Origin of the sequence: Blastococcus sp. MG754426 (genome assembly GCF_021699055.1) — a bacterium.
Classification (GTDB): Bacteria; Actinomycetota; Actinomycetes; order Mycobacteriales; family Geodermatophilaceae; genus Blastococcus.
Genome location: NZ_SSXC01000130.1, coordinates 1 through 9,390, shown reverse-complemented (window position 1 = coordinate 9,390; position 9,390 = coordinate 1). Strand labels below are relative to the sequence as shown.

The 9,390-nt window shown below is 72.7% G+C and carries 13 protein-coding genes; 9 read left to right on the top strand and 4 right to left on the bottom strand.

The window, feature by feature from the left end; all coding sequences use genetic code 11:
• Positions 1 to 741 (bottom strand): GntR family transcriptional regulator (locus E9549_RS22335; protein WP_236828787.1); only part of this gene is annotated, 741 nt, incomplete at its 3' end.
• Between the two features lie 128 nt (positions 742 to 869).
• Between E9549_RS22335 and E9549_RS22330 the strand changes: the two genes are divergently transcribed.
• The 9 genes from E9549_RS22330 to E9549_RS22290 all read left to right on the top strand — a co-directional run bounded on the left by E9549_RS22330 (position 870) and on the right by E9549_RS22290 (position 7,699).
• Positions 870 to 1,631 (top strand): thioredoxin domain-containing protein, encoded by a 762-nt coding sequence (locus E9549_RS22330; RefSeq protein ID WP_209305937.1) that lies wholly within the window; start codon positions 870 to 872, stop codon positions 1,629 to 1,631.
• Positions 1,624 to 2,529, top strand: a complete 906-nt coding sequence (locus E9549_RS22325; RefSeq protein ID WP_097196999.1) for a cytochrome c biogenesis CcdA family protein — start codon at positions 1,624 to 1,626, stop codon at positions 2,527 to 2,529. The genes E9549_RS22330 and E9549_RS22325 overlap by 8 nt, the downstream gene beginning before the upstream one ends.
• The gene (locus E9549_RS22320) at positions 2,526 to 3,026 is read left to right on the top strand and encodes a hypothetical protein (RefSeq protein ID WP_097197000.1); all 501 of its coding nucleotides are present in this window, start codon (positions 2,526 to 2,528) and stop codon (positions 3,024 to 3,026) included. Before E9549_RS22325 ends, E9549_RS22320 begins: the two co-directional genes overlap by 4 nt.
• 29 nt (positions 3,027 to 3,055) lie before the next feature.
• Entirely contained in the window at positions 3,056 to 3,634 is a 579-nt protein-coding gene (locus E9549_RS22315; protein ID WP_097197072.1) for a bifunctional 2-polyprenyl-6-hydroxyphenol methylase/3-demethylubiquinol 3-O-methyltransferase UbiG, read from the top strand.
• A gap of 152 nt (positions 3,635 to 3,786) precedes the next feature.
• Positions 3,787 to 4,203 (top strand): hypothetical protein, encoded by a 417-nt coding sequence (locus E9549_RS22310; RefSeq protein WP_209305936.1) that lies wholly within the window; start codon positions 3,787 to 3,789, stop codon positions 4,201 to 4,203.
• 17 nt (positions 4,204 to 4,220) lie between these two features.
• Positions 4,221 to 4,703 (top strand): DUF2243 domain-containing protein, encoded by a 483-nt coding sequence (locus tag E9549_RS22305; protein WP_097197002.1) that lies wholly within the window; start codon positions 4,221 to 4,223, stop codon positions 4,701 to 4,703.
• 5 nt (positions 4,704 to 4,708) lie between these two features.
• Positions 4,709 to 5,548 (top strand): cytochrome c oxidase assembly protein, encoded by an 840-nt coding sequence (locus E9549_RS22300; RefSeq protein ID WP_135095149.1) that lies wholly within the window; start codon positions 4,709 to 4,711, stop codon positions 5,546 to 5,548.
• Positions 5,549 to 5,901: 353 nt separating this feature from the next.
• On the top strand, positions 5,902 to 6,291 hold the full coding sequence (locus E9549_RS22295; protein WP_097197004.1) for a DUF302 domain-containing protein: 390 nt from the start codon (positions 5,902 to 5,904) through the stop codon (positions 6,289 to 6,291).
• A gap of 49 nt (positions 6,292 to 6,340) precedes the next feature.
• Positions 6,341 to 7,699, top strand: a complete 1,359-nt coding sequence (locus tag E9549_RS22290; RefSeq protein WP_097197005.1) for an MBL fold metallo-hydrolase — start codon at positions 6,341 to 6,343, stop codon at positions 7,697 to 7,699.
• Between the two features lie 13 nt (positions 7,700 to 7,712).
• On the opposite strand, the gene E9549_RS22285 is transcribed toward E9549_RS22290, so the two are convergent.
• The 3 genes from E9549_RS22285 to E9549_RS22275 all read right to left on the bottom strand — a co-directional run.
• On the bottom strand, positions 7,713 to 8,141 hold the full coding sequence (locus tag E9549_RS22285) for a DUF2892 domain-containing protein (protein ID WP_209305935.1): 429 nt from the start codon (positions 8,139 to 8,141) through the stop codon (positions 7,713 to 7,715).
• 151 nt (positions 8,142 to 8,292) lie between these two features.
• Positions 8,293 to 8,562 (bottom strand): metal-sensitive transcriptional regulator, encoded by a 270-nt coding sequence (locus E9549_RS22280; RefSeq protein ID WP_097194514.1) that lies wholly within the window; start codon positions 8,560 to 8,562, stop codon positions 8,293 to 8,295.
• Positions 8,563 to 8,669: 107 nt separating this feature from the next.
• The coding region (locus tag E9549_RS22275) for a sulfite exporter TauE/SafE family protein (protein WP_236828785.1) at positions 8,670 to 9,390 on the bottom strand (721 nt) is incomplete at its 5' end.

Genomic DNA, 9,390 nt, shown 5'->3' with positions numbered 1-9,390 from the left:
CAGCGTGCTGGTCAGGGCGAAGCGGTCGGCCCGGATCAGGGTGTGCCGCCACTCGACGGGGACACCGGAGCTCGTGCCCGTCCGCTCGACGGAGAACACGGCCGACGGCGGCTGCAGGTCGAGAGCGTCGTGCTCGGCCCTGCTCGGGATGACCGCCCGGACCGTCTCCTGCCCGCCGGTGACCGGGATGCCGGTACGGGCGAGCTCCTCGTACAGGCTGGTGCGGCGGAAGTCGACGTCCAGCAGGGGCTCACCGATCGAGGCGGGGAGCCAGACGCGGTCGAGTGCCAGTGGTCGGTCGTCGGCCAAGCGCAGCCGCTCGAGGTGGACCAGCGGTGTCGACTCCTCCAGCCCCAGCCGGGGGGCGATGACGCCGTCCGCCCGCAGGGTCAGCACGCGTACCACCGACGTCTGCACCAGCCCGCAGGCCTCCACGGAGGAGAACAGCGAGTAGGCGATCCCCGTGGGCTGGGCGATGACCGGGTCGAGCGCGGCGAGCCGGGGGCGCCGACCGCGCCCGGTGCTGATCACGCCGTCGGCGCGCAGCTGGCGCAACGCCTCGCGGACCGTGTGCCGGCTGACCGAGTACTGGAGGCCGAGCTCCACCTCACCGGGGAAGCCCTCGGTGAACTCGCCGCCGTCCAGCCGGTCGCGGAGATCGGCGGCGAGCTGGCGCCACAGCGGTGTGTTCGTGTGGCGATCCAGCCGTGCCGCCGGGGGAATGCGCGGGAGCTCCGGCATGGCTCCTCCAGTTCGGTTCACGGGGCCGTGGGTGGCGATCGACGACCGCAGCAGCTCTTGTACGGTCAACTGTAGACGAGTTGTCCGGACAACCCGCGTCGACGATGGCGCGTCAGGGGGAAGTTCTCGTGCCCAACGCTGCTCCAACCACGCCGCCGGAGACGGGCCGATCCACGACGGCGCAGGCCCTGCGTGGACCGTTCATCGCCCTGGCCGTGGTCGTCGTGCTCGGCGTCGTCGCCGTCGTCTGGGGTCTCGGCCGTGCTGACGGGAGGGACGCCGGCGGCCCGGTGGCGGACGTCCACCACGAGGGTGGGTCGGCGCAGCCGGCGGACGACCAGGCCCGACGGATCGCCGACGACCCGCTGGCACAGGGGGACGCCGACGCGCCGGTCGTCCTCGTCATGTGGGAGGACTTCCAGTGCCCCTTCTGCGCGAAGTTCGCCCAGGAGACCGAGCCGGTGCTCTTCGACCGGTTCGTCGAGGACGGCACTCTCCGGCTGGAGTGGCGGGACTTCCCCTACTTCGGTGAGCAGTCGGTCCAGGCGGCGCGGGCCGCACGGGCGGCGGGGGAGCAAGGCGCCTTCTGGGAGTACCACGACGCGGTCTACGCGCTGGGCTTTCCGCCGAACAGCGGTCAGCTGACCGACGACGTGCTGCTCGGGCTCGCTCGCGACCTCGACTTGGACGTCGACCGGTTCACCGCGGCCATGCAGTCGCAGGAGACGCTCGACGCGGTCACCGCTGACTTCCGTGAGGGGCAGCAGCTCGGCATCGCCGGCACGCCCGCCTTCCTGCTCAACGGCCGACCGATCATGGGTGCGCAGCCCACGGACACCTTCGTCGCGGCGATCGAGCAGGCGGCCGCCGAGGCCGGGGCCGATGGGTGAGCTGGGGCTCGCGGCGGCGTTCCTCGGTGGCGCGCTGACGCTCATCAGCCCCTGCAGCGCACTCCTGCTGCCGTCGTTCTTCGCCTACGCGTTCGCGCATCCGCGGGAGCTGCTCGCCCGCACCGTCGTCTTCTGGCTTGGCCTCTGCCTGACCCTCGTGCCCCTCGGGGTGGGGTCGGCGCTGGTCTCGACGCTCTTCTACGGGCACCGCGAGGTGCTGATCGCCGTCGCCGGGTGGACGATCATCGCTCTCGGGGTCGTGCAGCTCCTCGGCGGTGGCTTCGGCCTGCCCGGAGCCGACCGGCTTCGTGCCCGGGTCGCCACCCCGGGCCGGGCCCGCGGTTGGGCGAGCACCTTCGCGCTGGGTGCGGTCTACGGCCTCGCCGGGTTCTGCTCCGGGCCCATCCTCGGCGCCGTGCTGACCCTAGCTGCGACCGATGGGGGCGTGGTGGGAGGAGGAGTCCTCCTGGCCGTCTACGCCCTCGGGATGGCGGCGCCGATGTTCGTGCTCGCGCTGCTGTGGGACCGGTTCGACCTCGGTCGGCGCAGATGGCTGCGCGGTCGCCCGCTGTGCATCGGCGGTCGGCAGCTGCACACGAGCCAGCTGATCTCCGGTGCCCTGTTCATCGTGATCGGCTGGCTGTTCCTCCGCTTCGACGGCACCGCCGGCATCACCGGCGTCCTCGGGCTCGGGGACACCACGGACCTCGAGTTCATGGCGCAGAGCTGGATCGCCGAGCTGTCGGCACGCGATCTCGACGTCTGGTTGCTGGCGGCCACCGCAGCGCTCCTCCTCGGCGTCATCGCGCGCCGCCTGCACCGGATCCGCACCAGGACCACCGATGCCGGTCCTGACGACGACACGATCCGCGCGCTCGACCGACAGGAGTCCCGATGACCTCGATGTACCTGGCGCTCCGGGCCTGGGACCGCCGGCGCTGGCTCACCGCGCTCGCCATGACCGCCGTCGGCGTGCTGGTGGTCGCCGTCCCGACCGACCTCATCGACACGCCGGTCTTCAGCCGGGAGGTGCCGCCCACATGGTGGTCCTGGCCGGCCCTGCTGGCGAGCGCCGCGCTCGCCGGGCTGCTCGTGGCGACCTACGTGCGCGAACCGGGGTCGCCGGAGCCGGCTCCGGCCGTGGAGGAGCGCCGGTCGCGCTGGTGGGGTGGTGCCGGCGGACTGCTGACGTTCTTCGCCGTCGGGTGCCCGGTCTGCAACAAGCTCGTCCTGCTGGCCCTGGGCGCCAGTGGCGCGATGACGTACTTCGAGCCGGTACAGCCCGTGCTCTCCGTCCTCGCGCTGCTCCTGCTGGCGTGGGCGCTGGCCCGCAGACTGCGGGGGCAGGTCGCCTGCGCCGTGCCGGCTCTGCCGCACGCCGGCGCGGCCCGCTGAGGCAGCCCGGTGTGATCGAGGGGAGCGACATGGAAGCCGCTGAGTGGGACCGCCGCTACGCCGAGGCGCGGCAGTGGTCCGTCGAGCCGAACCGCACGGCCGCCGAGGTGACCGCCGGATTGCCCCCCGGGCGGGCTCTGGACGTCGCCGCGGGCGAGGGACGGATGGCGCTGTGGCTGGCCGGCGGGGGATGGGATGTCGAGACGATCGACTTCTCGGCCGTCGGTCTCGGTCGGGGGCAGGAGAACGCGCCGCCCGGGGCGCGTGTGACGTGGCGGGTCGAGGACGTGCTGACCGCCGATCTGGGCTCGGCGGAGTTCGACCTGGTTCTCGTGCTGTACCTGCACCTTCCACGCCCCGAGCTGGTCGACGTCCTTGCGCGGTCCGCCGGCGCCGTCCTCCCGGGCGGGCACCTGTTGGTCCTCGGCCACGACCGGGAGAACCTCATCCGTGGGACCGGGGGCCCACAGGACCCCGACGTGCTCTACGACCCGGAGTTGCTCGGGACGGCGGTCCGGGGCTGGCGCACGGAACGCCTCGAGCGGATGGACAGGGACACCGACTCCGGCACCGCCGTGGACACGCTGCTGTTCGCGCAACGTCCCTGATGACCGTGTAGATCCGCGCCGGAGGGGCTATGACCGTCCGCAACTCACAGGAGGGATCACAGGGGATGTCTGCGGACGAGGCAAGTCGTGCCCGAGCACTGCTTCCGGCAGCAGGCCGCGGCGCGGCCGCCGGCCTGCTGGGGGTGGCTGTGATGACGGCGGCTGAGAGGCTGGAACAGGCCGTCACCCGCCGGCCGCACTCCTACATCCCCGCCCGGACCCTGCTCACTCTGCTCGGCCGCCATCCGTCCGACGCCGACCGGCCGACGGGCTGGAACTGGGCGATGCACTACGGGACCGGGGCCGTGCTGGGGGCCCTGCGGGGTGTGTGGGCTGCGGTCGGGCTCCGTGGCCCGCAGGCGCACGTGGCGCACACCATCGTGCGGCTGTCGACCGACCAGACGCTGGAGAACACCACCGGGGTGGGGGCCCCGCCGATGGTCTGGCCCCGCAACGAGCACGTCGTAGACATCCTGCACAAGGCCATCTACTCGGTCACGACCGGGCTGATCGCCGAGCGGTGGATCCCGCCCTCCCTGCAGTCCCGCCGCGGGCTGACCAGCCACTGACGCCAGGAGGACTCGGCATGACGGACACCGCCGCCCGACCCATCACGGCGGACCGCCACCGATCGGTGCTGACGGGCACCATGCTCGGCGTCGCGATCATGGCCGCGATCGACGAGATCGTGTTCCACCAGATGCTGAGCTGGCACCACTTCTACGACCGGTCCACCCCTGACATCAGCCTGCTGTCGGATGGGTTGCTGCAGACGGCCTACCTCGTGCTGCTGGTCGCCGGATTCTTCTGGTTCGCCGACCTGCGCCGCCGCGGGACGCTGGCGCGCCGTTCGGCGTGGGGCGGCTTCGTGCTCGGCCTGGGCATCTTCCATCTGTTCGACGGGATCGTCGACCACAAGCTCCTGCGCCTGCACCAGATCCGCTACGGGGTCGACCTGCTGCCCTACGACCTGGCCTGGAACGGCGCCGCGCTGGTGCTGTTGGCGGTGGGTGCGGGTCTGCTGTGGCGGTCCCGGGGCGAAGGGCAGGCCGGGGCCGACCGGCGGTGAACACCATGTCCGGAGCCGCCGTGCTGGCGCACGGCGGTTCGCACGGGACGGGCTCCGCCGCGGCGGCGTGGCTGTTGCCGGTGCTGGTCGCCGTCGTGCTCGGCGCGGGCTACCTGGCCGGCGTCGCCCGCATGCGGGGGAGTGGCCGCCGCTGGAGCGGCGGGCGGACGGCGAGCTTCCTGCTGGGAGCCGTCCTGGTGGGAGCCGCGCTGTCCCCGGCTGTCGACGCCGGCACGGCCGACGGGCACATGGCGCAGCACCTGTTGCTGGGGATGTTCGCGCCCATTGCCTTGGTCATGGGCGCCCCGGTGACCCTGCTGCTCTCGGGTCTGCCCGTGTCCGCCCGGCGCCCGGCAGCCGTGCTGCTGCGGTCGCGGGTGCTGCACGGGCTGTCCCACGTGGCCACCGCCGCGGTGCTCAGCGTCGGCGGGCTGTACCTGCTCTACCTGACGCCGCTGTACGCCTTGAGCGCCCGGTCAGACGTTGTGCACCACCTGTTGCACCTGCACTTCCTGCTGGCCGGGTACCTGTTCGCCTGGGCGGTGGCCGGGCCCGATCCCGCGCCGCGCCGGCCGGGCATGGCGGTACGTCTGGTCGTCCTCGTCGTCGCCGGCGGCTTGCACGCCTTCCTGGCCAAGCTGCTGTTCTCCCGTGCTCCGGTGCTACCGGTGGGTGGCGGGCACGACGCCGCGGAGGTCGAGGTTGCTGCACAGTTGATGTACTACGGCGGCCACGTCGCGGACCTGTTGCTGCTCGTCGCGCTGTTCGCCGCCTGGTACCGCCGCACAGGGCGGGCACTCGCGCGGGAACCGGCCGCGGTGGCCAGCAACGCTCCCGCCGTGTGAGCTCCCGGCGCGCGTCAGTGGCGGGCAAGCCCGTCAGAAGGGGACGGCTGCTCGGTGCGTGTCAGCGGCCGGTCGTCGACCACGAGCGGGGTCACCGCGAGGAGGCACACGCAGAACGCGGGCCGGCTCGGTGCAAATCCCCAGTACACAGATCGAGAATAGGCAGCGGGCGACCGCGAGGGCAACGACGCAGGTCAGCCCGCTGGCCGTCGTCCAGCGTCGTCGCCGGCCCCAACGGGCGGTACGGCAGGGTCGGTGCGGGTAGGGACGCCGAGACCTCGCCGCACCGACCGGCGGTCCGAGCAGGCGGGCCGCCTCTCAACGTCGGGCGGCGCTCCGGAAGGAACGGCCGCATGGAGTACCGACGGACCCTCGACCTCGACGTTCCGTTCCCAGAGGCGGTGACACGCACAAAGGAGGCGTTGGCCGAGCAGGGCTTCGGCATTCTCACCGAGATCGACGTGCAGGCCACGCTGCGGCAGAAGCGCGGAGTGGAGATGGAGCCCTACCTGATCCTGGGCGCCTGTGCCCCCGACCTCGCGCAGCAGGCACTGGAGGCGGACCGCGGCGTCGGCGTGCTGCTGCCGTGCAACGTCGTGGTCAGCCAGGCCGGTGACGGCTCCACGGTGCAGGTCCTCGACCCGCAGACCATGGTGTCGATGACCGGCCGGCCCGAGCTGCAGCCCATGGCCGACGAGGCCGGGCGTCGTCTGGATGCGGCGCTGGCGGCACTCAGGAGCTGAGCCCGCCGCAGACGGTTTGTACCGTACGGGGTAGAGAAGGGACAACGGCATGTTCGATGTGCAGACGATCGAGACCTCCAGCCTGGGCGACCGGAGCTACCTCATCGACGACGGCGAGGTCGCCGTGGTGATCGATCCCCAGCGCGACATCGACCGGGTGCTGGACCTGGTCGCGCGGCGCGGCGTGCGGGTCACCCACGTCCTGGAGACCCACGTCCACAACGACTACGTGACGGGGGGCCCCGAACTCGCCCGTGAGACGGGTGCCGCCTACGTCCTGCCCAGCGGGAGCGACGCCGAGCTCGACCACGTGGCGGTGTCCGACGGCGAAGTGATCGCAGCCGGGCGGCTGCGGCTGACGGCCCTGCACACCCCCGGGCACACCCACCACCACGTCAGCTATGCGCTGGCGGACGGCGACGGCGACGGCGACGTCCAGGCGGTGTTCACCGGTGGATCCATGCTCTACGGCGCTACGGGCCGCACCGATCTAGTCAGCCCCGAGGTCACCGACGAGCTGACCCACGCCCAGTACCACTCGGTGCGGCGGCTGGCCCGCGAGCTACCGGCCGAGGCGCAGGTGTTCCCCACTCACGGCTTCGGCAGCTTCTGCTCGGCCACCCCGACCAGCGGGACGTCGTCGACCATCGGGGAGCAGGCGAAGGTCAACCCCGCGCTCACGCAGGCCGAACAGGAGTACGTCGACACCCTCCTCGCCGGGCTGGACGCCTTCCCGGCCTACTACGCGCGCATGGCGCCCATCAACCGGCGGGGCCCCGCGCCGGTCGACCTCTCCATGCCCGAGAAGGTCGACCCCGCGGGGCTGCGCCGGCGTATCGAGGCGGGGGAGTGGGTGGTCGACCTGCGCGAGCGCACGGCGTTCGCGGCCGGCCACCTGACCGACGCGATGAACGTCGAGCTCGGCACCAACTTCGTGACCTACCTCGGCTGGCTCTACCGCTACGGGGAGCCGCTGACGCTGATCGGCGAGAGCGAGGAGCAGGTGGCCGAGGCTCGCCGCGAGCTGGTGCGGATCGGCGTCGACGAGCTGGCCGGTGCCGCGATCGGGGACGTCGAGTCCCTCGCCGACGGGCAGCCGTTGCGGTCGTATCCGGTGAGTGACTTCGCCGGCCTGGCCGAGGCGATGGAGCGGGGGCCGGTGCAGGTCCTCGACGCCCGGCGCAACGACGAGCGGGCGGACGGCTTCGTGCGCGGCTCGCAGCACATCCCGCTGCACGAGCTCGCCGACCGGCTCGACGAGGTGCCGCAGGGCGAGGTGTGGGTCTACTGCGGCTCCGGCTACCGGGCCTCGATCGCGGCCTCGGTGCTGGACCGACCCGGCCGTTCCGTGGTCCTGGTCAACGACTCCTACGAGTCGGCCGGAAAGGCTGGACTCGAGGACGCCTAGGTCTCGAGGTGTGTCAGCGTGCGCCGGCCGCTGCGAGGGCGCGCTCAGCCGCCCCGGGCTCCAGCTCCAGCCCGGCGAAGTCTCCGCGGAGGGCCTTGATGGCGGTGCGCTCGGCGTCGATCTCGTTGCGCGACCGGGAGCCGAGAGCGCGGAAGGCGGCGATCGGTGGGCACCAGCCCTGGATCGCATGCTGGAGCAGGAACGCGGGCACCACGCCGGCGAGCGCGAGCCATCGCTTCGACCGCGTGGCCGCGAGGGCGACGCCCACGAGCATGAGCGTGGCGGCATTCGCCTCGAGCTTGCGCTCGACGTCCCACTCCCGGTCCAGCTGGGAGAGGTGCCTGCTCGACCTCTCCCGCGGCGCCGTCCCGAACTCCGCGATCCGCGCCAGCCGCTCGTCGTCCAGGCGCCGGGTCAGCCGCTGGGGAGTGTGCGTCCGCACCGGGTCGGTTTCCTCCTGGCCTATCTCGCCTCCATCTCGTCACGGGCGGGTGCCTCGGAGCCCGTGCCCGTCGGCCCTGCGGGTGAAACGGACCAGGAAACGGCGCGCGGCCCGCACCGAACTACCGGTGCGGGCCGCGGGGAGCCGCTGCTCAGGCGAGCGAGAGGAACAGCTTCTCGAGCCGGGCGCGGTCGAGGGCGGCGTTGCCGTCCTCGCCGGCAGTGATGCACTGCTCGAGGCCGGTGGCGATGATGGCGAACCCGGCCTTGTCCAGGGCCCGGGACACGGCCGCCAGCTGCGTGACGACGTCCTCGCAGTCGCGGCCGGCCTCCAGCATGCGGATCACGCCCGCGAGCTGGCCCTCAGCACGCCGGAGCCGCTTGATGACATCTCCGACGACCTGGGTGTTCTCGAGCTGCATGTCCCTCATCCTCTCCCGTCCGCCGGGGTGATACCCCGGCGGGTACTGCTTCTTGAAGCGCCGCGCGGTGCGTGGGCATTCCCGGACGCACCGCGCGGCCGTCTGGGTCAGGCCCGGGCGGGGCGGGGGCCGACGATCCCGGCGTGGCGGAGGGGGCAGCGCGGCACGAACGCCGTGCAGGTCCCCATCGCTGCGGCCACGCCGAGCACGGCGATCAGTGCCGGGAGCCGCGCGCCGTCCGGTGCCTCCTGGACGAGCACGAAGGCGCCCATGGCCAGGACGAACCACCCGAACGCCCGGCGCAGCGCATCGGCCGGGATGCGGTCGACCACCCGGGCCCCGAGCAGGCTCCCGACGACAGCGGCGACGGTGACCGCACCCACGAGGGCCCAGTCGATCGACACGGTGGCCAGGTAGCCGCTCAGCCCGGCGAAGGACTTCATGGCGATGACCAGCAGGGACGTGCCCACGGCCACGCCCATCGGCAGCCCGCCGAGCAGGGCCAGCGCCGGGACGACGAGGAAACCGCCGCCCGCGCCGACGAGGCCGGTGACCAGGCCGACGACGACGCCGTCGAGCAGTACCCGGCCCACGGGGAGCTCGGAGTGCGACTTGGCCGGGTCGACGTCCTGGCGGCCGCGCAGCATGGCCACCGCCGTGGCGACCATCATCAGGGCGAAGGCGATCATCAGCAGTTGCCCGGGGAGGTGGCCGCCGACGAACCCGCCCGCCAGCGCGCCGGCCATGCCGGCAGCCCCGAAGAGCAGGCCGGTGCGCCAGCGGACGCGCCCGGCGCGGGCGTGGCCGACCACGCTCACCGCCGCGGTG

Excerpts from the sequence above, each read along its gene's own strand:
- E9549_RS22325 (WP_097196999.1), top strand. The coding sequence starts at position 1,624 with ATGGGTGAGCTGGGGCTCGCGGCGGCGTTCCTCGGTGGCGCGCTGACG.
- E9549_RS22320 (WP_097197000.1), top strand. The coding sequence starts at position 2,526 with ATGACCTCGATGTACCTGGCGCTCCGGGCCTGGGACCGCCGGCGCTGG.
- E9549_RS22315 (WP_097197072.1), top strand. The coding sequence starts at position 3,056 with ATGGAAGCCGCTGAGTGGGACCGCCGCTACGCCGAGGCGCGGCAGTGG.
- E9549_RS22310 (WP_209305936.1), top strand. The coding sequence starts at position 3,787 with ATGACGGCGGCTGAGAGGCTGGAACAGGCCGTCACCCGCCGGCCGCAC.
- E9549_RS22305 (WP_097197002.1), top strand. The coding sequence starts at position 4,221 with ATGACGGACACCGCCGCCCGACCCATCACGGCGGACCGCCACCGATCG.
- E9549_RS22300 (WP_135095149.1), top strand. The coding sequence starts at position 4,709 with ATGTCCGGAGCCGCCGTGCTGGCGCACGGCGGTTCGCACGGGACGGGC.
- E9549_RS22295 (WP_097197004.1), top strand. The coding sequence starts at position 5,902 with ATGGAGTACCGACGGACCCTCGACCTCGACGTTCCGTTCCCAGAGGCG.
- E9549_RS22290 (WP_097197005.1), top strand. The coding sequence starts at position 6,341 with ATGTTCGATGTGCAGACGATCGAGACCTCCAGCCTGGGCGACCGGAGC.
- E9549_RS22280 (WP_097194514.1), bottom strand. The coding sequence starts at position 8,562 with ATGCAGCTCGAGAACACCCAGGTCGTCGGAGATGTCATCAAGCGGCTC.